The sequence below is a fragment of the Micromonospora sp. NPDC049089 genome, assembly GCF_040648775.1.
GTDB lineage: Bacteria > Actinomycetota > Actinomycetes > Mycobacteriales > Micromonosporaceae > Micromonospora.
On sequence record NZ_JBEZEH010000109.1, the window covers coordinates 1 to 23391 of the forward strand.

Genomic DNA, 23391 nt, shown 5'->3' on the forward strand with positions numbered 1-23391 from the left:
CCCCGGCCCGCCCCCCCCCCACACCGCGCCCGGCGCGCGCCCCCCACCCGCGCCCGCCCCGCCGGGGCCGGCCCCCCGCCCCCGGGCCCGGAGGCGGAGCTGTGGTTGGGGGCCCACCCGGGCGCCCCGGCCCTCGTGGATCGTGCCGGCCTGCGGGTGAGCCTCTGTGACCTGGTACGGGACGAACCTGGGCAGTGGCTCGGCCAGCGGGTGTCCGAGCGGTTCGGCAACCGGCTGCCGTTCCTGCTCAAGGTGCTCGCGGCCGACGCTCCGCTGAGCCTGCAGGCCCACCCGGACGCCGAGCAGGCGCAGGCTGGCTACGCGGCGGAGGCGGGGCGCACCGAGGGGCCGCGCAACTACTCCGACCCGCACCACAAGCCGGAGTTGCTCGTCGCGCTCACCCCGTTCGAGGCGCTGTGCGGTTTCCGGGATCCGGCGGAGTCGGCCGAGGCGCTCGCGGCGTTCGGCGTACCGGAGTTGGCGCCTGTGGTCGCCGCGTTGCGGTCCGGGCCGGCAGGGTTGCGGACGGCGGTGCGGACGTTGCTCGGCTGGCCGGTCGCCAAGCGTCACGACCTGCTGGCCGCTGTGGTGGCGGCGCCGACCGACGGCCCGGACGCGGAGCTGACCCGCCGACTGGCCACGGCGTACCCGGGGGATCCGGGGGCGCTGGTCGCCCTGCTGTTGCACCACCTGCGGCTGGAGGCGGGGGAGGCGATCTGGATGCCCGCCGGCAACCTGCACGCCTACCTGAGTGGCTGCGGCGTGGAGATCATGGCGGCCAGCGACAACGTGTTGCGCGGCGGCCTGACCCCGAAGCGGGTGGACGTCGACGAGTTGTTGCGGGTGCTGCGCTTCGAGGTGCTCGTCGATCCGGTGCGGGCCGCGGAGCCGGTCGGCCCGGGCGTGGACTGCTGGCCTGTGCCGGTGGACGACTTCGCGCTGCACCGGGTCCGGGTCGACGCGGCGGTGCCCTCGGTGACACTGTCGCTGCCGGGGCCCCGGGTGGTGCTCTGCGCTGGTGGTGCGATCACCGTGGACGACGGTGCCGGCGCGTTGACGCTGGCCTCCGGCGAGGCGGCGATCGGTACGGCGTTGGAAGCGCCGCTGCGGATCGACGGCGCCGGTGTGGCGTTCGTGGCGACGTCCGGGCTGCGCTGACCCCGACCCCAGCCAACGACACAAGTCCGACTTTCCCGGAATAGCTTGACGTCATCCTGCCTGAGTGTGACTCTATGAGTACGCAGCGTTATCGCGACGACGGTCCGAGAACGTGCGGGGGAACCAAACCGGGGGGATGCACGGGGCGGGCGGGACGTGGGCGGGAAAGTCCGTCCATCACCGACCGCCCCGTGCGCTGTCCGCCGACCGTGCCTGATGCCCGTCGCCGACGCGCGTAAGGTGGAAGGTCGGCGCAGACATCGTTCGACAGGAGCTTTCATGACCAGCACCCTCCCGGCGTCCGCCAGCGGCACGCCGTCCGAGGCCCGGCCGAGCACGCTCGCCGACGGCGACTTCAAGGTGGCGGATCTGTCGCTCGCCGAGTTCGGGCGTAAAGAGATCCAGCTCGCCGAGCACGAGATGCCCGGCCTGATGGCGATCCGTCGCGAGTTCGCCGAGGCGCAGCCGCTCGCCGGCGCGCGGATCACCGGCTCCCTGCACATGACCATCCAGACCGCCGTCCTGATCGAGACGTTGGTCGCGCTCGGCGCGCAGGTGCGCTGGGCGTCCTGCAACATCTTCTCCACCCAGGACCACGCCGCCGCGGCGATCGTCGTCGGCCCGGACGGCACCCCCGAGGCTCCGGCCGGGGTTCCGGTGTACGCCTGGAAGGGCGAGACCCTTCCGGAGTACTGGTGGTGCACCGAGCAGGTGCTCGCCTGGCCGGACGGGCAGGGCCCCAACATGATCCTCGACGACGGCGGCGACGCGACCCTGCTCGTACACAAGGGCACCGAGTTCGAGCGGGCCGGGGCGGTCCCGCCCGTCGAGTCCGCCGACTCCGAGGAGTACGCGGTCATCCTCGAGCTGCTGCACCGCTCGCTCGGCGAGGACGGCCAGCGGTGGACCCGGATCTCCGGCGGCATCAAGGGCGTGACCGAGGAGACCACCACCGGCGTGCACCGGCTCTACGAGATGCACCGGGCCGGCACCCTGCTCTTCCCGGCCATCAACGTCAACGACTCGGTGACCAAGAGCAAGTTCGACAACAAGTACGGCTGCCGGCACTCGCTCATCGACGGCATCAACCGCGCCACCGACGTGCTGATCGGCGGCAAGATGGCGGTCGTCATGGGCTACGGCGACGTGGGCAAGGGCTGCGCCGAGTCGCTGCGCGGCCAGGGCGCCCGGGTCGTGGTGACCGAGGTGGACCCGATCTGCGCGTTGCAGGCCGCCATGGACGGCTACCAGGTCGCCACCCTGGACGACGTTGTCGAGCAGGCCGACATCTTCATCACCGCCACCGGCTGCTTCGACGTCATCACCAACGAGCACATGGCCCGGATGAAGCACCAGGCCATCGTCGGCAACATCGGCCACTTCGACAACGAGATCGACATGGCCGGGCTGGCCAAGCGGTCCGACGTCGAGCGGATCAACATCAAGCCGCAGGTCGACCTGTGGCGCTTCGCCGACGGGCACGCCATCATCGTGCTCTCCGAGGGCCGCCTGCTGAACCTGGGCAACGCGACCGGGCACCCGAGCTTCGTCATGTCGAACTCGTTCGCCAACCAGACGATCGCCCAGATCGAGCTCTTCACCAAGACCGAGGAGTACCCGATCGGCGTCTACGTGCTGCCCAAGCACCTGGACGAGAAGGTGGCCCGACTGCACCTCGGCGCACTCGGCGCCAAGCTGAGCACGCTGACCAAGGAGCAGGCCGCCTACCTCGGCGTCTCCACGGAGGGTCCGTTCAAGCCCGATCACTACCGCTACTGATCGACACCTCTGGACCGGGTCGGCTGTTCGCAGCCGGCCCGGTCCGTCGTCTCCGCCCTGCCCCTGCGCTCCCGCGATCTGCCCTGCGCTCCCCGCGATCTTGCAGTTTCGGTTGGAACTTCGCGGCTTTAGGCGCGATATGTCGCCGCAGAAAGTGCAAGATCGCGGGGAGCGGAACGCGGGGTCGGGGCTTGGTCAGGTGCGGCGGGTGGGGCGGAACCAGGTCCAGATGCACCAGGCCAGCCAGCCGAGCGAGACGAGGGTGGCCAGTGCCCGTAGGCGTAGTGCGCTGAGCAGCAGCACCACGGCCAGGACCGTCAACCACGGCAGGAATCCCCTCACGGCGCGATCTTCGCACAGTGGAGTTCGCCGTAGACAGGGTGAGCTTGTCGTGAACGACTTGACGACGACGCTGACCAGGAGGAAGGTATGCCTGCCCTAAGTCAACCAAGGCGTGCCTAACCTACTCGGAGCTCGGATGTTCGCCACCTACCTGATCGGTCTGCGGGAAGGGCTGGAAGCCACCCTGGTGGTCAGCATCCTGGTCGCCTTCCTGGTGAAGTCGCAGCGCCGGGATCGGCTGCCGCAGGTGTGGGCGGGCGTTGGCCTGGCCGTGGCGCTCTCGGTGCTCTTCGGCTGGCTGATCGAGTACACGTCGACCTCGCTGCTGTCCCGATCCGAGGATCGTGAGTTGTTCGAGGCGATCACCTCGGTCGCCGCCGTGGTCTTCGTGACCTGGATGATCTTCTGGATGCGCCGGGCCGCCCGGACCATCGCCGGCGAACTGCGGGGCAAGCTCACCGAGGCGCTGGCCGTCGGGTCCCTCGCCGTCGCCGGGATGGCGTTCCTCGCGGTGATCCGCGAGGGTCTGGAGACGGCGCTGATCTTCTACTCGGCCGCCCAGGGTGCGGCCGGCGACAGCGGCCCGCTGCTCGCGTTGATCGGCGGGATCGTCACCGCCGTGGTCCTCGGCGTGCTGCTCTACGCCAGCGCCCTGCGGATCAACCTCAGCAAGTTCTTCACCTGGACCGGCGCGCTGCTGATCCTGGTCGCCGCCGGCATCCTCAAGTACGGCGTGCACGACTTCCAGGAGGCCGGCGTCCTGCCCGGCCTGAACGACCTGGCTTTCGACATCACCAGCGTGCTCGACCCGAGCACCTGGTACGCGGCCCTGCTCGCCGGCATGTTCAACGTGACCCCCGCGCCCACAGTGCTGGAGACGATCGCCTGGGTCGCGTACGCCGTACCGGTGCTCCTGCTCTTCCTGCGACCGGCCCGGCGTAAGCCGGCACCCACCGCGACCACCACCACCGTCACCGAGCGCGGGGCTGACACCGGCGCCGAGGCCGAGGCGGCGTCCGCGCCGCAGCGTGCCTGACCCACGAGGAGAGACAGCTTCGATGCGTACCACCCAGTTCTTCGCGCTGGCCGCCGCCGGCGTGCTGGCCACGGCCGGTCTGGCCGCCTGCTCCGACTCCGACAAGGGCGACTCGGCCGGGTCCGGCGGACCGATCGTGGTCAAGGCCAGCGACACCGCCTGTGAGGTCGGCTCGACCGACCTGGGCGCCGGCACCGCCACCTTCAAGATCACCAATTCGGGTGCGAAGGTGACCGAGTTCTACGTGTACGCCGACGGCGACCGGGTGATGGGCGAGGTGGAGAACATCGCCCCTGGGCTGAGCCGCGAGCTGCACGTGGAGTTGCCGGCCGGCACGTATCAGACGGCCTGCAAGCCGGGGATGAGCGGCAAGGGCATCCGGGGCGCGCTCAAGGTCAGCGGGTCGGCGCAGCCGCTCACCGCCGACGCCGCGCTGGGTGACGCCACGGACAACTACCAGCGGTACGTGAAGAGCCAGACCAGCGCGCTGTTGGACAAGACCGAGGAGTTCGTCGGCGCGGTCAAGGCCGGCGATGTGGCGAAGTCCAAGGCGCTCTACCCGGTCGCCCGCACCTACTGGGAGCGGATCGAGCCGGTCGCTGAGATCTTCGGTGACCTCGACCCCAAGATCGACGGCCGCGAGGAGGTCCTCGAGGAGGGGATGGAGTTCACCGGCTTCCACCGGATCGAGAAGGACCTCTGGCAGTCCGGCGACATCTCCAAGGACGGCCCGATCGCCGACCGCCTGCTGGTGGATGTCAAGGAGATCGTGGCCAAGGCGAACGCCGAGAAGCTCTCCCCGCTCCAGCTCGCCAACGGTGCCAAGGAACTGCTCGACGAGGTGGCCAGCGGCAAGATCACCGGCGAGGAGGACCGCTACTCGCACACCGACCTGTGGGACTTCGCCGCCAACCTCGAAGGTTCCAAGGCCGCCGTGTCCGCCCTGCGGCCCGCGTTGCAGCAGCGCTCGCCGGAGCTGGTGAGTCAGCTGGACGCCGAGTTCACGAACGTCGAGGGCCTGCTCGGCAAGCACCGCGACGGCGACGGGTGGAAGCTGCACACCGCGCTGAGCAAGGCCGAGCTCAAGGAGCTCTCCGACGGGATCAACGCGCTCGCCGAGCCGATCAGCAAGGTCGCCGCGGCCGTCGCGAAGTGACCACCTGGCAGAAAGAGTCGAGTCGATGAGCGGAAGCAGGTTCACCCGGCGCCGGGCGATCACCCTGGCTGGCGCCGGGGTGGCGGGGGTCGCCGGAGTGGCGGCCGGCGCGGGGGCGCTGCTGAACGGCTCCCATGGCCCGGCCGCGGCGAGCGACCACCCGGCCGGGGCTGTGCCGTTCCACGGAGAGCACCAGGCCGGCATCGTCACCCCGGCGCAGGACCGGCTGCACTTCGTGGCCTTCGACGTGATCACCAAGGACCGGGCCCGACTCGTCGAACTGCTGGAGGAGTGGACGGCCGCCGCCGCCCGGATGACGGCGGGGCGCGACGCCGGGGTGCTGGGTGCGGTCGGCGGGATGCCGGAGGCCCCACCGGACGACACCGGCGAGGCGCTCGGCCTGCCTCCCTCGCAGCTCACCCTCACCATCGGTTTCGGGCCGACGCTGTTCCGCGACGCCGACGGACGGGACCGCTTCGGTCTCGCCGAGCGTCGTCCTGCCGCCCTCGCCGAGCTGCCGAAGTTTCCTGGCGACGCGTTGCAGCCGCAGCTCTCCGGCGGCGACCTCTGCGTCCAGGCCTGCTCCAACGACCCGCAGGTGGCGGTGCACGCGATCCGTAACCTGGCCCGGCTGGGCATGGGCGTGGTGAGCGTCCGCTGGTCGCAGCTCGGCTTCGGTCGTACCTCGTCGACCACGCGGGAGCAGGCCACCGCACGCAACCTCTTCGGGTTCAAGGACGGCACGGCCAACCTCAAGGCCGAGGACACCGACCTGCTGCGCGACCAGTTGTGGGTGCAGCCGGGCGACGGGCCGGACTGGATGGCCGGCGGCTCGTACCTGGTGACCCGCAAGATCCGAATGCTGGTGGAGACCTGGGACCGGACCTCCCTCGCCGAGCAGGAGGAGATCGTCGGCCGGGCCAAGGGCAGCGGCGCGCCGTTGGGTCGCGGCGACGAGTTCGACGAGCCCGACTTCGCCGCCCGTGGCGCGGACGGGAAGCCGGTGATCGCCGAGCACGCCCATGTCACGCTGGCCCACCCGAGCCGGAACGGCGGGGCCCAACTGCTCCGCCGGGGTTACAACTTCGTCGACGGCTCGGACGGCCTCGGCCGGCTCGACGCGGGCCTCTTCTTCATCGCCTACCAGCGTGATCCACGCCGTCAGTTCGTGCCGATCCAGACGCAGCTGGCCCGGCACGACGTGATGAACGAGTACCTGCGACACGTCTCCAGCGGGGTGTTCGCCTGCCCGCCCGGGGTACGCGACGGCGGGGAACACTGGGGGAGTGGGCTGTTCGGCTGACCGTCGTCCGGATGGCGACAGCCGGATCGGTCCGGCTTGCGGTGGCGCCGGGCGCCGCCAAAGGGGGATCATGGTGGCAGCCTGGCCCGCGGCCATCCGTGCGCCCAGGCACCGCAGCACGTGGCGCCGCCGCCGCGGACTGCTGGCACCCGGTTTGACGGCGGCGCTGAGCGTTACCGGCGGACGCCGGTCCCACCGAACTGAATGAGGATGCAATATTAATCCCATGAGAGCCCGCGTACTGGTGGTCGACGATGACCCCGCGCTCGCCGAGATGCTCGGCATCGTGCTGCGCAGTGAGGGTTTCCTGCCCTCTTTTGTGGCGGACGGCGAGCGGGCGTTGGCCGCTTTTCGCGACAGTCGTCCCGACATAGTGCTGCTTGACCTGATGCTTCCCGGCATGAGCGGGATCGACGTCGCCAGGTCGATTCGGGCGGAGTCCGGCGTGCCCATCGTCATGCTGACGGCCAAGAGCGACACCGTCGACGTCGTGCTCGGCCTGGAATCCGGCGCCGACGACTACGTGGTCAAGCCGTTCAAGCCCAAGGAGCTGGTGGCCCGGATGCGGGCCCGACTGCGCCGAGGCGAGGACGTGGCCCCGGAGATGCTCACCATCGGGCCGCCGGACAACCAGATCACCATCGACGTGCCCGCGCACACGGTGAGTCGCAACGACGAGGAGGTGAAGCTGACGCCGCTGGAGTTCGACCTGCTGGTCGCGCTCGCCCGCAAGCCACGTCAGGTCTTCACCCGCGAGGTGCTGCTCGAACAGGTCTGGGGCTACCGGCACGCGGCCGACACCCGTCTGGTCAACGTGCACGTCCAGCGGTTGCGGGCCAAGATCGAACCAGACCCGGAGCGACCGGAAATCATCCTCACCGTGCGGGGCGTGGGTTACAAGGCGGGGACCGGATAGCCTGGTCGCACTGTGTCGACCTCGCCGCCCCCACCCTCCCCGAGTACGGCAGCCCGCCGGCCCAGCGCCGGCGGGGAGCTCTGGCGTGCGGTGAGCGGTCGGGTCGCTCGTGCGGTGGGTCGGGCACACCAGACCTGGCGTCGCTCGCTCCAGGTTCGGGTCGTGACCATCACGCTGGTCGCGTCCAGCCTCCTGGTCGGCGGGTTCGCGTTCCTGATCGCTGACAAGATCACCACCATTCTGCTCGACAGCGCGCGCAGCGACGTCCGGCAGCGGGTGACAACCGGCGCCAGCTACGCGGCCAAGCAGGTCTCCTTCTACGGCCAGCCGCAGGAGGCGCAGCTCCAGGAGACCATCGACGGCACCGTCAACTACCTTGCCGGCGGCGACCCCCAGCAGACCAGCGGCGTGGTGGTGGCGATCACCGCCGACGACTATCCCAACGACATCCAGACGCGCACCTCCCCGTCGGCGAACGTGCAGCCGCTGATCAGCCCCGAGCTGCGGGCCGCGATCGCCGACGGCAAGGTGGCGAGTCAGATCCGCACCGGGCGACTCACCGGCGAGACCACCAAATACCTTGTCTACGGCTCGCCGGTGCCCACCCGCTTCGGCCAGATCGAGCTCTACTACCTGGTCCCGCTGGGCCGGCAGGACGTCACCGCCGCCGACGCCCGCGCCACGGTGGTGGCCACCGGGGTCGCGCTGGTGATCCTGCTCGGGTTGCTCGCGGCGCTTGTCACCCGGCTGGTGGTCAACCCGGTCCGGGTCGCCGCACGAACCGCCCAGCGGCTCTCCGCGGGCCTGCTCGACCAGCGGATGGTGGTCAACGGCGAGGACGACCTGGCCCTGCTCGCCGCGTCGTTCAACCAGATGGCCACCAACCTGCAACGGCAGATCCTGCGCCTGGAAGAGATGTCCCGGTTGCAGCGCCGCTTCACCTCGGACGTCTCCCACGAGCTGCGTACCCCGCTGACCACGGTGCGGATGGCCGCCGACCTGATCTTCGCTGAGCGCGACGAGTTCGACCCCGCCGTAGCCCGCAGCGCCGAGCTGCTCCAGGCCGAGTTGGACCGCTTCGAGGAGCTGCTGACCGACCTGCTGGAGATCAGTCGGTTCGACGCGGGCTTCGCCATGCTGGATTCCGAGCCGACCGACCTGGTGCCGGTGGTGCACCGGGTGGTCGACCGGCTGGCGGGCCTGGCCGAGCGGGTGGGCGTACCGATCGAACTCGACCTGCCGGGCACGCCGGTCATCGCCGAGGTCGACCCGCGCCGGGTCGAGCGGGTGTTGCGCAACCTGGTCGGCAACGCCGTCGAGCACGGTGAGGCCCGCCCGGTGCTGATCACCCTCGGTATCGACGAGACCGCCGTGGCGATCACGGTCCGCGACCACGGCGTGGGGCTGAAGGTCGGCGAGGAGAAGCTGGTGTTCAACCGGTTCTGGCGGGCGGACCCATCGCGGGCCCGGCAGACCGGGGGCACCGGGCTGGGCCTGTCGATCAGCCTGGAGGACGCACGGCTGCACGGCGGCTGGCTGGAGGCGTGGGGTGCTCCCGGGCAGGGCGCGCAGTTCCGACTCACCCTGCCGGCCCGTGCTGGCGATCGGCTGACCACCTCACCGCTGCGGCTGGTGCCGGCCGACGCCGCCCTGCCGTTCGGCGGCCCCCGCGACGGTGGGCCACTGGCCATCGGTCCCGGCACCGGCGGGGCACTGGCGATCGGTCCGGCTCCGGCCGGGGACGGGCAGCGGACGGAGGTGCGCTCGTGAGACGGCCGACTCTGCTCGGAACCCTCGGCGTGATGGTGCTGCTGGGCGCCGGCTGTGGCATTCCGGCGGCATCCGACGTGCGGGTGGACGGCAAGGGCAGCGCCGCGACCGAGGCCGGTGTGATCAGCCGGGGCAGTGAGCCACCGACGCGCACGGCCAGCGGCAGCGTCAACGAGACGTTCGTCCGCAACTTCCTGTCCGCCGCCGCCGGCGAGCCGGATCGGGCGTACGAGCGGGTCAAGGCGTTCATCGCCCCGGAGGACAAGACTCGCCTGCAGGACAAGAAGGGCAGCGAGGTCGCGCTGAACGTGGTCCGGCTGCGCGAGGCGGTCTACACCCTCAACAGCGACTCGACCACGACCGTCAAGATCACCGTGCAGCAGATCGGGGTGCTGCGGACCAACGGCATCCTGGCCCCACCGGTGGCGACCGAGACGGAGTACGAGTTCGGCCTGCGCAGCGCGTCCTTCAACGGCGGCGTCAACGATGACCGGGCCGGCCTCTACGTCATCAACCCGCCCAACGTGCTGCTGCTCAGCGACACCGCCCTTCGGGAGTACTACCAGGACGAGACGATCTACTTCTGGAGTTCGGACCGCAGCCGCCTGGTGCCCGACCAGCGCTACCGACCGCAGGCGGTGCCGGTCGAGCGGCAGGTCAACGAGGTGGTGAAGTGGCTGGTCGGTGGCCCCTCCGACTGGTTGCGCCCGGGAGTCGTCGGGCTGCCCGACCGCACCGAGCTGATCAACAACGCCACCGGCGGCAACGGTCGGTGGGAGGTCAACCTGGACATGTCCGGCGACGACCAGAGCGGGATCGATCAGTTGATCACGCAGATCGCCTGGTCGCTGGGCGACTTGACCGGTCAGCTGGAGTTGAAGATCCGCAACAACGCGCAGCCCGTGGTGGACCTGGGCGAGCGACGAGACGCCCGGGTGCTCTACCCGTATGCCACCAGCCCGCAGCGGTTCGGCGTGTACGACGGCGCGATCCACCCACTCGACTTCGACGGCGAGCCCAGCGGCACGGTGCCGTTGACACCCGAGGCCAACCGTAACGTCGTCTCCGCCAGCCTCGGGCTGGCCAAGGACCGCCGGATCCTCGCCGCGATGGTGGTCGCCAGCAGCGGCAAGAACCGGTACCGACTCGCCGTGGGCACGGGTGCCGACCCGGTCTCCGTGGTCAGCCGCAGCGGCGCCGAATACTCCTCGATCGGCCGACCGGTCTGGCTGCGTACGGTCGACAACCGCCCCAGCCGCGGCCTCGTCGTGGCCGACGGGCAGCTCTACCGGTTCGACGAGGCGGCCCGGATGTATCCGGTGCCGCTCAACCTGCCCTCCGGCGCGGTCACCGCGGTGGCCGCCGGGTTGGACGGCCAGCGGGTGGCGCTGATCGTCGGCGGCCGTCTCTACGTCGCCGCGGTCAACCTCGACGGCGGCGGGGCCTCCATCGGCCCGCCCCGAGAGCTGGTCACCTCGCTGACGAACCCGACGGCTGTCGACTGGGGCAGGGAGGACCAGCTGGTGGTGGCGGGGTCGGTCGGCCAGCCGGCGATCTACGAGATCAGTGTCGACGGCGCCTTGGAGACACCGTTGCGGACCGACCTCGGCGCCAAGGTCACCCACCTGACCGCGTACCCGACCAACCGCAGTGTGCGGACGCCCGGCGGGGCGTACATGTACGAGGCGAACGGGGTGGCCTACCGCAGCAGCCCGTTCGAACGGATCGAGCCCGGCCGGGTACGCGACATCGCCCCGGTGCCGACCGGTGTCCGGCCGAGCAACCCGTCGGCGCCGTTCTTCCTCTACTGACACGGTGAGCGGGCTCTGGGCGGACCTCGCCGACCTGGTGCTGCCCGCCGACTGCGCCGGTTGTCGGGAGCGCCGACCCGGCCTGCGGCACGGGGTCTGCCCAGCCTGTGTCGTGGCGCTGGGTGCATTGCGGCCACGGGCGGTCCGCCCCACCCCCGCCCCGCCGGGCCTGCCGTCCTGCGTCGCCCTCGGCCCGTACGCGGGTCCGCTGCGCGAGGCCCTGCTGGCGTACAAGGAACACGGCCGACACGGGCTTGCTCGTCCGCTCGGCGCGCTGCTCGCCGAGGTCGTCGCGGCGGCCGTCGGTGGGGCCCGTCCGCTGGCGTTGGTTCCGGTCCCGGACACCGCGGCGGCGGCCCGATCCCGCTACGGGGACCACCTCGACCGGCTGGCCCGGCACTGCGCGGCCCGGCTCAACCGGAGCGGTTGGGCGGTGCGGGTGCACCGTCCGCTGCGGGCGTCACCCCGGCCCGACTCGGTCACCCTGGACAGCGCCGGGCGCGCGGCGGCGGCCGAGGCGGCCTTCCAGCCCCGCCCGATGGGGCCGCTCCGGGGTCGTGCCGGGGCCGCGGCACCGGTCGTGGTGCTGCTCGACGACATCGTCACCACCGGCGTGACCCTCGCCGCCGCGAGCCGGGTGCTGACCGCTACAGGATGGGCACCGGGTGTTGCGGCGGTGCTCGCGGCGACCGAGAAAAGGCACCAGTCGTAACCCATAGTGTTTCCGTTTCACCCGTTGGTGTATGAGCTGCGAAAAATCCTGGGTCGTCTCGGCAACATGGGGTGACTGCCGGGCAAACAAGAGTTAGCGTTTCGCTGTCGGGGGTAGGAGGTCGTTCCCACCACCCTCGGCGGTGAGAGGAGGCGTAGCCGTACCAACCGGTCGACGCCAGCGGGTCTCCCCACGGCGCGCGGCCGGGCAACCGGATCGAAGACCGTCCGAAAAAGGGAGGTCACGTGGACATCGTGGTCAAGGGCCGAAACGTCGAAGTGCCGGACCATTACCGGGTACACGTAGCCGAGAAACTCGCGAAGATCGAACGCTACGACCACAAACTTATTCGCGTTGATGTCGAGCTGTTTCACGAGCGCAATCCGCGCCAGGCCGACCACTGCCAGCGGGTGGAGATCACCTGCGTTTCCCGGGGCCCGGTCATGCGGGCCGAAGCCTGCACGAACGACTTCTACAGCGCGCTCGACGCGGCCATCGCGAAGCTCGACACCCGGCTGCGCCGCGCGGCCGACCGCCGCCGCGTACACCGGGGTCGGCACGCGCCGATCTCCGTCGCCGAGGCCACCGCTGGCCTGCCGGTCGCGGACCTGGTGCCCAACGCGCTGAGCGCGGCGAGCGATGGCGCCCGCGCCGGCACCGCCGTTGCCGAACGGGTCGAAGAGGAGCACGACGACCAGCCGTGGCACATCGCCCGGGAGAAGGTGCACCCGGCGGAGCCGATGACCATCGACGACGCGTTGTTCGAGATGGAACTGGTCGGCCACGACTTCTACCTTTTCCAGGACAAGGAGTCCGGCCGCCCCAGCGTCGTCTACCGGCGCCACGCGTACGACTACGGCATCATCTCTCTCGCCACCTGACCGGCAGCTCGTGGGGTTGCGGTGGGGTGCCCCCACCACAACCCCGCGACACCGGTCAGCGGAGGTCGGCGGGCAGCAACGCGAAGGTCAGGTCGTCCAGGCGGGCGCCGGCCAGTCCGGGCAGTCGCCCGCGCTGAACTGCCTCGCGCCGAAAACCGACCCGCTCCAGCACCCGGTGCGACGCGGCGTTGTCCGGCACCGTTCCGGCCGACAGCCGGGCGATACCGACCGAGCCGAACGCCCAGCCCGCGAGCAACCGGACCGCCCGCGTCGCGTACCCCCGGCCGCGCCACTCCGGCAGCAACGCGTAGCCGACCGATGCCTCGCCGGCGGCCACGTCGGTGTACGACAAGCCGCAACTACCCACGGGCTCGCCGCTGGTCACGTCAGTGATCATCAGCCTGGCGATCTCGCCGGTCAGCCAGCCGCTCTGCGCGAGACGACAACGCCGCTCGACCGCCTCGCGGGTCGGCGGCACCGGCGGCGCCTGGTTCGCCACCACCTCGGGTCGGCTGTGCAACCGGTACATCAGCGCCGCGTCGTCCGGCGCGAGGGGGCGCAGCGCCACCACCTGGTCGGTGAGCACCCCGCCGGGCAGGTCGGGCAGCAGCCGGGCGGTCGGGCCGGGCGGATCACCGGTGACGCGTACCCAGGCCAGCAGATCGTGCCGGCCCGCGTCGCGGGACGCACCGGCCGACCGGCGCAGACCCTCGTAGCGGAAGCCGGCGGCCAGCGCGACCCGTTGGCTCGGACCGTTCTCCGGTTCGGTGAGCAGTTCCAGCCGGGCTGCCCCGGCGGCGAACGCGTGCTCGCTCAGCACGCGGGTCGCCGCGGTGGCCAGCCCGCGACCGCGGGCCGCCGGCCGCATCCAGTAGCCGATCTCCAGCTGACCGCGGGCGGGCACCGGGTTGTTCAGCCCCACCGCGCCGAGCAGCCGATCGGTCGCGGGGTCCGCGACGGCGTACGCCGTGCCGCCGCCGGTCCAGGCCGCCGGGGCGCCGACGTCGATCCACCAGCGGGCGTCGGCCTCGGTGTACGGCGTCGGGAGGTTCGACACGAACCGTTGGGTCAGCGGGTCCGCGCAGCCGTCGACCACGTCGGCGCTGTCCTCCGGGCGGAAGGGGCGCAGCCGCACCCCGTGCGCCTCGACGACCGGCCGCAGACTCATCCCAGATCCTTCGCGAGGAGCGCACCGACCCACACGTCCACCCGCTCGCCCCGGTGCTGCACGCCACCCCGGGCCGTCCCCTCGACCAGGAAGCCCGCCTTCTCCGCCGCTCGCCGGGAGGCGGTGTTGCCCACGTTCGCCCTCCACTCGATCCGCGCCAGGCCCAACGTGCTGAAGCCCCAGGCGCTGAGCGCGACCAGCGCGGCGGGCAGGTAGCCCCGGCCCCGGGCCGCCGGCGCGGTCATGAATCCGGTGTCGGCCACCAGCGGGTCGGTGGGGGAGAGCCGCAGGTCGAGCGTCCCCACGTACCGGTCGTCGGCGTCGGCGATCATGAAGCAGGCGGCGTCCCCCCGAGCCCAGGAGTCGCGGCCGTACGCCTGGTAGCCCTCCGCGTCGGCCCGGTCGTACGGGTCCGGCACCGTCGTCCAGCGGATGGTCTCCGGGTCCCGGCAGGTCTGCACCACCGCGTCCAGGTCCTTCTCCTCCATGGGCCGTAGCCGCAGCTCGCCGGCCCCGGTCTCGGCGAACAGAACGGGCTGCGGGCGGCCGAAGACGGCGGCCCGACGGGCGGCGAGGGTGCCCGGCCCGGCCGGACCGGCCGACCCGGCGGCCGGCACCTCGCCGGGCAGCAGCGAGCCGATCCAGCCGTCCGCGCTTCCGGGCAGCAGCGCCGGGTCGGCCAGCCGCAACCTGCCGTCGATCCGGAAACCGGCCCGGAGGGCCACCAGCCGGGAGGCGTGGTTGCCCACCTCGGCCTGCCAGATGAGCCGGCGAAGCCCGAGGGTGCCGAAGGACCAGCGGGCCACCGCCCGGGTGGCCCGGACCATCACGCCTCGACCACGCGCCCAGGGTGCCGTCCAGTAGCCGATCTCACCGGTGCCGTCCTCGCCGATCGAGGTGAGCCCGCTGGAACCCAGCAGCTCCCCGGTGTCCGGGTCGCAGACCGCGAACGGTGCCCCGGTGCCCTCGGCCCAGGCCTTCCGGCTCATCTCGGTGACAAATCCGTGGGCGTGTTCCGGCCGGTACGGGCGCGGTACGGTGGTCCAACGCTGAATGTCCGGGTCCTGGCAGGCTCGGTGCACGGCCTCGGCATCCGTCTCTCGCCAGGGTCGCAGCAGCACGCCGTCCTCGATGATCTCCACGAGCTCCACCCGTGCATCCTGCCGCAGCGTTCGCCGACGGCGTAACCGGATAACGTTTGGGGCGTGTGCAGGACGCGAGTTATGTCGGGTTCGGCGGGGTCGAGCACCGCCACCAGTGACCATCGCGCCGATGAAGCGCCTACGATGGTTCGAGACTGTCTAGGGGAGCGTTGATCCGTGTCGATTCTGGAAAAGGTCCTTAACGCGGGCGAGGGCCGCATGGTGCGCCGCCTCAAGGCGATCGCCAATGCCGTCAGCTCGATCGAGGACGACTACGTCAACCTCACCGACGAGGAACTGGCCGGCATGACCGAACAGTTCCGGGAGCGGCTCGACGAGGGTGAGACCCTCGACGACCTGCTGCCGGAGGCGTTCGCGGTTGCCCGTGAGGCGTCCGCCAGGGTGCTCGGCCAGCGCCCGTACGACGTCCAGGTGATGGGCGGCGCGGCGCTTCACTTCGGCAACATCGCCGAAATGAAGACCGGTGAGGGCAAGACGCTGACCTCGGTCATGGCCGTCTACCTCAACGCGCTCTCCGGCAAGGGCGTCCACGTGATCACGGTCAACGACTACCTCGCCCAGCGTGACGCGGCGTGGATGGGCCGGGTGCACGAGTTCCTCGGGCTGACCGTCGGCGTGGTGCTGCCCAACCGGCCGGCAAGTGAGCACAAGGCCGCCTACGAGTGCGACATCACCTACGGCACCAACAACGAGTTCGGCTTCGACTACCTGCGCGACAACATGGCCTGGTCGAAGGAAGAGCTGGTGCAGCGCGGGCACAACTTCGCGGTGGTCGACGAGGTCGACTCCATCCTGATCGACGAGGCCCGCACCCCGCTGATCATCTCCGGCCCGGCCGAGCACTCCGCCCGCTGGTACGGCGAGTTCGCCGGCGTGGTGGCCCGGCTCCAGGCCGGCACCGACGGCGAGGGCGACTACGAGGTCGACCACTCCAAGCGCACCATCGCGGTGACCGAGCGGGGTGTCGCCAAGGTCGAGGACCGGCTCGGCATCGACAACCTGTACGAGTCGGTGAACACCCCGCTGGTCGGCTACCTCAACAACGCCATCAAGGCCAAGGAGCTCTACAAGCGCGACAAGGACTACATCGTCAGCGACGGTGAGGTCCTGATCGTCGACGAGTTCACCGGTCGCATCCTGCACGGCCGTCGCTACAACGAGGGCATGCACCAGGCGATCGAGGCCAAGGAGGGGGTGGAGATCAAGCAGGAGAACCAGACCCTGGCCACCATCACCCTCCAGAACTACTTCCGCCTCTACGAGAAGCTGTCCGGGATGACCGGTACGGCGCAGACCGAGGCGAGCGAGTTCAACAAGGTCTACAAGGTCGGCGTCGTGACCATTCCGACCCACCGCCCGATGGTTCGCGAGGACCGGCCGGACGTCATCTACAAGACCGAGAAGGCCAAGTTCAACGCCGTCATCGAGGACATCGCCGAGCGGCACCAGATGGGCCAGCCGGTGCTGGTGGGCACCGTCTCGGTGGAAAACTCCGAGATCCTCTCCCAGCTGCTGCGGCGCCGTGGCATCCCGCACAACGTGCTGAACGCCAAGTTCCACGCCCGGGAGGCCGAGATCGTCGCCCAGGCCGGGCGTAAGGGCGCGGTCACCGTGGCGACCAACATGGCCGGCCGCGGCACCGACATCCTGCTCGGCGGCAACGCCGAGTTCCTCGCCGCGAACGAGCTGCGCCAGCGTGGCCTCGACCCGCTGGAGAACGAGGAAGAGTACGCCAAGGCGATGGAGGAGGTCCTTCCGACCTGGAAGCAGGCCTGCGACGCCGAGGCGGAAGAGGTCTCGGCCGCCGGCGGCCTCTACGTGCTGGGCACCGAGCGGCACGAGTCCCGGCGGATCGACAACCAGCTGCGTGGTCGTGCCGGCCGGCAGGGCGACCCGGGCGAGTCCCGTTTCTACCTGTCCCTTCAGGACGAGCTGATGCGGCGCTTCCGGGCCGGAGCGGTCGAGGCGGTGATGGAGCGCTTCAACATCCCGGAGGACGTGCCCATCGAGTCGAAGATGGTCACCCGGCAGATCAAGAGCGCCCAGGCCCAGATCGAGGGTCAGAACGCCGAGATCCGCAAGAACGTGCTCAAGTACGACGAGGTGCTCAACAAGCAGCGCCAGGTCGTCTACGCCGAGCGGCTCCGGGTGCTCAACGGTGAAGACCTCTCCGACCAGGTCCGCAACATGATCGACGACACCGTCGAGGCGTACGTGCGGGGCGCCACCTCCGACGGCTACGGCGAAGACTGGGACCTCGATCAGCTCTGGTCCAGCCTCAAGCAGCTCTACCCGGTCGGCGTGACGATCGAGGAGTTGGAAGAGGAGGCCGGTGGCTCCCGGGCCGGCATGGACGCCGACTTCCTGGTCGCCCGTCTCAAGGACGACGCCAACGCCGCGTACGACCGGCGTGAGGAGCAGCTCGGCACCGAGGGGGTGCGCCAGCTCGAGCGGATGGTGCTGCTCCAGGTCATCGACCGCAAGTGGCGCGAGCACCTCTACGAGATGGACTACCTCCAGGAGGGCATCAACCTCCGGGCGTACGCCCAGCGCGACCCGGTGGTGGAATACCAGCGCGAGGGCTTCGACATGTTCGCCACCATGATGGAGGGCATCAAGGAGGAGACAGTCGGTTTCCTCTACAACGTCGACGTCCAGGTGACCGAACCGGAGCCCGAGGAGGGGGCCGACGAGGTCACCCTGCTCGACAAGCCGGTGGAGATCCGGGCCAAGGGCCTCAACCAGGCACCGCGGCGGCAGGGCCTGCAATACTCCGCCCCCACCATCGACGGTGAGGCCAGCCCGGGCGCGGTCGCCGTGGAGCAGGCAGAACAGCAGGCTCCGGCGCTCGGTGTGGGCCGACCGGCTCCGGGTGCTCCGGCGGCACCGGGGCGGAGCGCGCCGTCCGCGCCGCAGCGGCCGGCATCCGGGCTGCGTGGCCCGGCTGTTCCGTCGGCTGCTGCCCGTCGGCCGGCACCGAACCAGGCGGAGGCGAGCAACGGCCCGTCCCGCAACGCACCGTGCCCGTGTGGCTCGGGCCGCAAGTACAAGCGCTGCCACGGCGCGCCCAACGGCGGCAACTGACCAAAAGCAGCTGCACCGACAGCGTCTGACCGACGGGTCCCGGCCGACCAGGCCGGGACCCGTCGGTGTTCTTGTGAGCCTCGCGACCGACCGGCGCAGGCGGGTCAGAGCACGTGCAGGGCGACACAGAGCCAGCGGCCCCGGCGATGTTCGAGGCGCAGGGCCATCGCCCAACTTCGGCCGCCCGTGCCGGTGAGGACGGCTGCCGCCTCCACTGCGGTCTCCCGGGGCTCACAGACCCGCAGGCGTAGCAGCCGGACCAGTGGCCGGCCGCTACGGCGGCGGGATGTCCCGGCCCGGCCGGATGCGCGGGCGAGCTCGGTCAGCAGGTCGCCCGCTCGGGTCGGGTCGAGCAGCGCTCGCACCTGGGTCGGCGAACGGTAGCCGTTGACCACCTCCAGGCAGGTGCCGACGAAGCGGTGCGCGGCCCGGGTGGTTTCCGGTGCGGTCGACGGCGGCAACGACGCGACCGGGTGGGTGGTGGACCGGCTGGGCACCGGGCGCAGGGCTGCTCGCCGCTCCGCCGGCCGGACCGGGCTGGGCCGGGTGGAGGCGAACAGGTCGAGGGCGAGTTGACCGTCGGTCGGCCCCGGCCAGTACGACCCGTCGCTCTCGTCCACGTAGGGCGGGTCGAAGGGCGGAACGGGGCGTAGCCGCACTGGTGGTCGCGAAGGACCGGGTCGTGCTCCGCTCATCAGGGCCCCTTCGATCTTGCGTTTGCCTACGTTTGCCTCCGACAAGTTCGATTCTGAGTGACAGAACGGCCTCGGTCAATGGCTTCGCGGTGGCCTCGACTGGACGGAGGGCATGATCCACTCGGGTTTCTTGATAGCGCGGTGTCCCAGCGGCCTCAATGCCCCGACTTCCGTGAAACCGAGTGGATCATCCGCTCGGGCGGGGCTCGGCGCGTCGGATGGACGGGCGGGCTGGGGCTCTGCTACTCGGGGTCGCGGTCGACCAGCGGGTTGCTCTGCACCCAGTCTGCCGTTTCATCGTATTTGCGCGCTATGTACTCCTCCAGCCGGGTGCGCTCGACGCGCCACTGGCCGCGCCCGCCGATCTTGATCGCCGGCAGTTCACCGCTGCGCACCATGTGGTAGACCTGCGAGTCCGACACGTTGAGCTCGGCGGCCACGTCGGAGAGCAGCAGGAACCTGGGTTCCACAGAAACTCCCGGGGTTGATGTCGTTTGGCTCAGTTTGCCACCGACAGACCTCGCCGCCCAGCGCCGCACCGGTTCAGTGGCCGACCAACCCGCGCGGACACACCGGCGGGAAACTTCCACCGGCCGGAGGCGGGGTGTATGACGGTCACGGCGTGCGGCATGATCTGCGCCCGTGCCGGCGGCCGCCGGTGGAGGACGACGCGGGGAGACGACCGGTGACCGACGAGCTTGTCCGGGTGTACGTGCCGGCGACCGTACCGATGCTGGCCCGGCTTCGCGAGGAGGGGCTGGCCGCCGACCAGGCGCACGCCGTGACTCCGGCGCTTCGTGAGTGGTACGCCGAGGGTGACGAGGAGGAGTTGGAGTACGTCGCCTTCACCCGCGCAGCCCAGGACGCCCTGCACCTGCTCCGGGCCGATCCGACCGCTCCCCGGCGTCGCGTCGTCGTCTCGGTCGACCTGCCGTCGGCGGCGGTCGGGCGCGGCGACGGTGAGCTCGGCTCCAGCGTTGTGACGTTGACCGACGCCGTGCCGGTGGGTGCCGTCGCGGCCATCCACGTGGATAGCGCGGACGCGGCCGAGGAGGTCGGCGCGGCTGCCGACGTGGTGGCCGAGGCGGCGGCTGGTGACCCGGACGCCCAGTTCACCGTCGACGGCGCCGAGGACCACGAGCTGGAGTGGTACGACGTGACGGAGCTGGACCAGGTTCTCAACGCCACCGACTGACCGGGAACACCGGCCCAGACCGCCCGAGCTGCCCCCGGCTCCGATCATGGAGTTGTGGTGGTGAACATAAGCCGCACAGGCGGGTGAACCGCCCACCACAACTCCATGATCGACCGGGAAAGGGGGGCGGCTGCGCGGGGCGGGCTCAGCGCGTTGGGTCGGCCTTTGCCGGGTCGGCTTCGGAGGTTTCAGGTGCGTCGAACGTCTCGGCCGGGTCGGCGTCGAACGCCTTGGCGTAGCCCGGCTTGTCGTCCGCCGGGTCGGCCTGGTCCGCGACGGGGTTCGGGTCGCTGGCGGGTTCGTCGTCGTCACTGTGGGCGGGGCTGAGCGTGCGGCCGAACGCGATGAGCGCGGTCAGCGCCCCCACGAAGAGCACCCAGATGCCGTTGTCGACCCGCGAGGTGCCCAGCGAGGTCTGGGCTACCGCGTCCGCCTCACTGAGCGCGCTGGCGAGGTCGAGCAGCGACCGGCCACCAACCCTGATGATCACTTCGGCGAGCAGCAGGAGGAGCCCCGGGCCGGCGCCGGCGAGCAGGTACGCCGGCCAGCGCAGCGTCGGTGCCTCGGGATCGCGGCGGACGGCTCGACGCCGCGCCCAGGTCAGGTAGCCGAAGGCCAGTAGCCCGGCGAGCAGCCCGGCGACGAGCGATTCGGTACGGGAAACCCACTTGGCTGCGTTGATCAACGACTCCTGGCTGTCGCCGGAGCCGAAGAGGTCGAACAGCGGGTCCCGGGCGCGGCTGAACGCGACCACGAAGATCAGCGTGCCCAGGGCGGCGGTGACCACAGCACCGATCGCCGGGGCGGTCCGCGCGCCGGCCAGCGCGCCCCCGATGATCGCCGCGGCCGCCGTGGTGCCGGCGATCACGTTGGTGGTGGACGTGTCGAAGTAGGTGAGGTTGATGGCCACCGCGGCGGCGAGCCCGACCAGCATTCCGCCGCCGATCGCCCCGGCGAAGCGCAGGGTGGCCCAGTCGCCGTACCGGCGGGCCAGCAGGTTGCCGGCGGCCAGCGCGACGGCCGCCCCGGCCACCAGCGCGGCCGAGATCACGCCGGGCAGGGCGAACGCGGAGAGGCTGATCGCCGTGACCCCGGCCGCCGCCGAGGTGATGGCCTCCCGGGTGGACCAGAGCATGGCGGCCAACCAACCGAGCGCCAGCAGCGCGAGCACTGCGGCGCCGGGGGCGGGAAGCGGCCGACTGCCGGCGCTGGCCGCGTCGACCGCCGGCTCGTCCGACTCAGCGGCCGGGACGCGGCCGGGCTGCTTGGTCATCGTCTCCCCTTCGAGGCGGCAGGTCACCGACCATTCAGGGTACGCGGGCCCGCTGGGCTGCCTGTCGCCCCGGGACGGCGGGACGGATCGAGGCCGGTCGGTAAGGGGAGGAGGGGTGGGGCGGTCCTTGGCGCGGGGCGGTGGCGGAAGTGGGTCGCGCGGCCCGTCGTGGGAGAATCACGGGAGGTCCCGCCGCTGCTCGGCCTCCCGTGCGGCGTCCGGTGTCCGGCCATCCGGTCGGTGCCCGCGGGTCCGGTTTCGCCACTGCTGTCGAGATCGCCAGGAGCCTTGATGGATGCCGTGTTCTCCGTTCCCGAGCCGCGCAACGAGCCGGTTCGCAACTACGAGCCGGGCAGCCCCGACCGGGACCGGCTCCAGCGGCGGCTGACCGAGCTCGCCGCCGAGCGCATCGACCTGCCGATGACCATCGGCGGTGAGCAGCGGATGGCCGGCGGTGACCCGATCAACGTGGTGCAGCCGCACAAGCACGCCCACGTGCTGGGGGTGACCGGGCACGCCACCCACGACGACGCCCGCGCCGCGACCAGGGCGGCCAAGGACGCCGCGCCGATGTGGCGGGCGCTGCCCTTCGAGGAGCGCGCCGCGATCTTCCTGCGAGCCGCCGAACTGCTCGCCGGCCCCTGGCGGGACACGCTCAACGCCGCCACCATGCTCGGTCAGTCGAAGACCGCGATCCAGGCGGAGATCGACGCGGCGTGCGAGTTCATCGACTTCCTGCGGTTCAACGTGCACTTCGCGCGTCGCCTGCTCGAGGAGCAGCCGGCGTCCTCGCCCGGCGTCTGGAACCGCTTCGACCACCGCCCACTGGAGGGCTTCGTCTACGCGGTCACCCCGTTCAACTTCACCGCCATCGCCGGCAACCTGCCGTCGGCGCCGGCCCTGCTGGGCAACACCGTGGTCTGGAAGCCGGGCCCGACCCAGCAGTTCGCCGCGCATTTCACGATGCGGCTGTTCGAGGCCGCCGGCCTGCCGCCCGGCGTGATCAACATGGTCACCGGTCGGGGCGAGGAGGTCTCCGATGTCGTGCTCGCCGACCCGGATCTGGCCGGCATCCACTTCACCGGTTCGACGAAGGTCTTCCAGCAGTTGTGGCGGACCGTGGGCGACAACATCTCCCGTTACCGGGGCTACCCGCGCCTGGTCGGCGAGACCGGCGGCAAGGACTTCGTCGTCGCGCACACCAGCGCCGACGTGGACGCTCTGCACACCGCGCTGATCCGTGGCGCGTACGAGTACCAGGGCCAGAAGTGCTCGGCGGCCTCGCGGGCGTACGTGCCGCGCTCGATCTGGGAGGGTGGGCTGCGGGACCGGCTGGCCGCCACCGCCGACTCGCTGACCTACGGCGACGTGACCGACTTCGGCAACTTCGGCGGTGCGGTCATCGACGACAAGGCCTTCGCCCGGCACACCGCCGCGCTGGAGCTGATCGCCGGTGACGACAGCTGCCGGGTGCTGGCCGGTGGCACCGCCGACGACTCGGTCGGCTACTTCGTGCGACCGACGCTCTTCGAGTGCGGCGACGCCGCTCACGAGACCTTCACCACCGAGTACTTCGGGCCGATCCTGGGCGTGCACGTGTTCGACGACGCCCGCTTCGACGAGGTCGTCGCGCAGGCGGAGTCGATCGCCCCGTACGCGCTGACCGGCTCGGTGTTCGCCACCGACCGCCGGGTCGTCGAGTCGGTCGGCGAGCGGATGCGGTACGCGGCCGGCAACTTCTACATCAACGACAAGCCGACCGGCGCGGTGGTCGGGCAGCAGCCCTTCGGTGGCGCCCGCGCCAGCGGCACCAACGACAAGGCCGGCTCCTGGCTGAACCTGGTCCGCTGGGTCTCCCCGCGGACGATCAAGGAGACCTTCGTGCCGCCGACCGACCACACGTACCCCCACATGGGCTGACCGGCGACGACCCGCCGGCGGCGCGTGGG

19 protein-coding genes are annotated in these 23391 nt (G+C 71.0%); 13 read left to right on the forward strand and 6 right to left on the reverse strand.

Annotated features, from left to right (window positions below):
* Positions 1-1158, forward strand: a 1158-nt coding sequence (gene manA, locus AB0B48_RS19405; protein ID WP_357203289.1) for a mannose-6-phosphate isomerase, class I, incomplete at its 5' end; no start/stop codon positions are given.
* 279 nt (positions 1159-1437) lie between these two features.
* Positions 1438-2937 (forward strand): adenosylhomocysteinase, encoded by a 1500-nt coding sequence (gene ahcY, locus AB0B48_RS19410; RefSeq protein ID WP_357203292.1) that lies wholly within the window; start codon positions 1438-1440, stop codon positions 2935-2937.
* Positions 2938-3132: 195 nt separating this feature from the next.
* On the opposite strand, the gene AB0B48_RS19415 is transcribed toward ahcY, so the two are convergent.
* Positions 3133-3279, reverse strand: coding sequence for a hypothetical protein (locus AB0B48_RS19415; protein ID WP_167493764.1), 147 nt, complete (start codon positions 3277-3279; stop codon positions 3133-3135).
* Positions 3280-3415: 136 nt separating this feature from the next.
* Here AB0B48_RS19415 and efeU point away from each other — a divergent pair, with 136 nt between their 5' ends.
* From efeU to raiA, 8 genes are all read left to right on the forward strand, one after another.
* Complete coding sequence (gene efeU, locus AB0B48_RS19420; RefSeq protein ID WP_357203295.1) at positions 3416-4315, forward strand: iron uptake transporter permease EfeU; 900 nt, start codon at positions 3416-3418, stop codon at positions 4313-4315.
* A gap of 22 nt (positions 4316-4337) precedes the next feature.
* A complete protein-coding gene (efeO, locus tag AB0B48_RS19425; RefSeq protein ID WP_357203298.1) occupies positions 4338-5471 on the forward strand; it encodes an iron uptake system protein EfeO in 1134 nt (377 codons plus the stop codon).
* A 25-nt stretch (positions 5472-5496) separates the two neighbouring features.
* Positions 5497-6774: an iron uptake transporter deferrochelatase/peroxidase subunit gene (gene efeB, locus AB0B48_RS19430; RefSeq protein ID WP_357203301.1), complete on the forward strand. Its 1278-nt coding sequence runs from the start codon at positions 5497-5499 to the stop codon at positions 6772-6774.
* Between the two features lie 226 nt (positions 6775-7000).
* Positions 7001-7690 (forward strand): MtrAB system response regulator MtrA, encoded by a 690-nt coding sequence (gene mtrA, locus AB0B48_RS19435; protein ID WP_030331519.1) that lies wholly within the window; start codon positions 7001-7003, stop codon positions 7688-7690.
* 12 nt (positions 7691-7702) lie between these two features.
* Positions 7703-9460 carry an MtrAB system histidine kinase MtrB gene (gene mtrB / locus AB0B48_RS19440; RefSeq protein ID WP_357203304.1) on the forward strand — a complete coding sequence of 586 codons (1758 nt, stop codon included), beginning with the start codon at positions 7703-7705 and terminating at the stop codon, positions 9458-9460.
* Complete coding sequence (locus tag AB0B48_RS19445) at positions 9457-11271, forward strand: LpqB family beta-propeller domain-containing protein (RefSeq protein ID WP_357203307.1); 1815 nt, start codon at positions 9457-9459, stop codon at positions 11269-11271. The genes mtrB and AB0B48_RS19445 overlap by 4 nt, the downstream gene beginning before the upstream one ends.
* 37 nt (positions 11272-11308) lie before the next feature.
* Positions 11309-11983: a ComF family protein gene (locus tag AB0B48_RS19450; RefSeq protein ID WP_357203333.1), complete on the forward strand. Its 675-nt coding sequence runs from the start codon at positions 11309-11311 to the stop codon at positions 11981-11983.
* 245 nt (positions 11984-12228) lie between these two features.
* The gene (gene raiA, locus AB0B48_RS19455) at positions 12229-12864 is read left to right on the forward strand and encodes a ribosome-associated translation inhibitor RaiA (protein WP_357203309.1); all 636 of its coding nucleotides are present in this window, start codon (positions 12229-12231) and stop codon (positions 12862-12864) included.
* A gap of 55 nt (positions 12865-12919) precedes the next feature.
* On the opposite strand, the gene AB0B48_RS19460 is transcribed toward raiA, so the two are convergent.
* Both AB0B48_RS19460 and AB0B48_RS19465 read right to left on the reverse strand, forming a co-directional pair.
* On the reverse strand, positions 12920-14032 hold the full coding sequence (locus AB0B48_RS19460; protein WP_357203312.1) for a GNAT family N-acetyltransferase: 1113 nt from the start codon (positions 14030-14032) through the stop codon (positions 12920-12922).
* On the reverse strand, positions 14029-15183 hold the full coding sequence (locus AB0B48_RS19465) for a GNAT family N-acetyltransferase (protein ID WP_357203315.1): 1155 nt from the start codon (positions 15181-15183) through the stop codon (positions 14029-14031). The genes AB0B48_RS19460 and AB0B48_RS19465 overlap by 4 nt, the downstream gene beginning before the upstream one ends.
* Positions 15184-15351: 168 nt before the next feature.
* Here AB0B48_RS19465 and secA point away from each other — a divergent pair, with 168 nt between their 5' ends.
* The gene (gene secA, locus AB0B48_RS19470) at positions 15352-18279 is read left to right on the forward strand and encodes a preprotein translocase subunit SecA (RefSeq protein ID WP_357203318.1); all 2928 of its coding nucleotides are present in this window, start codon (positions 15352-15354) and stop codon (positions 18277-18279) included.
* A 104-nt stretch (positions 18280-18383) separates the two neighbouring features.
* Here the strand turns inward: secA and AB0B48_RS19475 are convergent, their stop codons facing one another.
* Entirely contained in the window at positions 18384-18974 is a 591-nt protein-coding gene (locus tag AB0B48_RS19475) for an Rv3235 family protein (RefSeq protein WP_357203321.1), read from the reverse strand.
* A gap of 242 nt (positions 18975-19216) precedes the next feature.
* On the reverse strand, positions 19217-19444 hold the full coding sequence (locus AB0B48_RS19480) for a helix-turn-helix domain-containing protein (protein ID WP_355005552.1): 228 nt from the start codon (positions 19442-19444) through the stop codon (positions 19217-19219).
* Between the two features lie 215 nt (positions 19445-19659).
* Here AB0B48_RS19480 and AB0B48_RS19485 point away from each other — a divergent pair, with 215 nt between their 5' ends.
* The gene (locus tag AB0B48_RS19485; RefSeq protein WP_357203324.1) at positions 19660-20169 is read left to right on the forward strand and encodes a hypothetical protein; all 510 of its coding nucleotides are present in this window, start codon (positions 19660-19662) and stop codon (positions 20167-20169) included.
* 145 nt (positions 20170-20314) lie between these two features.
* Here AB0B48_RS19485 and AB0B48_RS19490 read toward each other — a convergent pair whose 3' ends face one another.
* Entirely contained in the window at positions 20315-21442 is a 1128-nt protein-coding gene (locus tag AB0B48_RS19490; protein ID WP_357203327.1) for a hypothetical protein, read from the reverse strand.
* 291 nt (positions 21443-21733) lie between these two features.
* Here AB0B48_RS19490 and pruA point away from each other — a divergent pair, with 291 nt between their 5' ends.
* Positions 21734-23362, forward strand: a complete 1629-nt coding sequence (pruA, locus tag AB0B48_RS19495; protein ID WP_357203330.1) for an L-glutamate gamma-semialdehyde dehydrogenase — start codon at positions 21734-21736, stop codon at positions 23360-23362.
* The last annotated feature ends 29 nt before the right edge of the window (positions 23363-23391 follow it).

What these genes read in the sequence shown, in the direction of transcription:
- mtrA (WP_030331519.1), top strand. Translation starts at nt 7,001, where the DNA reads ATGAGAGCCCGCGTACTGGTGGTCGACGATGACCCCGCGCTCGCCGAG.
- efeO (WP_357203298.1), top strand. Translation starts at nt 4,338, where the DNA reads ATGCGTACCACCCAGTTCTTCGCGCTGGCCGCCGCCGGCGTGCTGGCC.
- efeU (WP_357203295.1), top strand. Translation starts at nt 3,416, where the DNA reads ATGTTCGCCACCTACCTGATCGGTCTGCGGGAAGGGCTGGAAGCCACC.
- AB0B48_RS19490 (WP_357203327.1), bottom strand. Translation starts at nt 21,442, where the DNA reads ATGACCAAGCAGCCCGGCCGCGTCCCGGCCGCTGAGTCGGACGAGCCG.
- efeB (WP_357203301.1), top strand. Translation starts at nt 5,497, where the DNA reads ATGAGCGGAAGCAGGTTCACCCGGCGCCGGGCGATCACCCTGGCTGGC.
- ahcY (WP_357203292.1), top strand. Translation starts at nt 1,438, where the DNA reads ATGACCAGCACCCTCCCGGCGTCCGCCAGCGGCACGCCGTCCGAGGCC.
- AB0B48_RS19460 (WP_357203312.1), bottom strand. Translation starts at nt 14,032, where the DNA reads ATGAGTCTGCGGCCGGTCGTCGAGGCGCACGGGGTGCGGCTGCGCCCC.
- pruA (WP_357203330.1), top strand. Translation starts at nt 21,734, where the DNA reads ATGGATGCCGTGTTCTCCGTTCCCGAGCCGCGCAACGAGCCGGTTCGC.
- AB0B48_RS19475 (WP_357203321.1), bottom strand. Translation starts at nt 18,974, where the DNA reads ATGAGCGGAGCACGACCCGGTCCTTCGCGACCACCAGTGCGGCTACGC.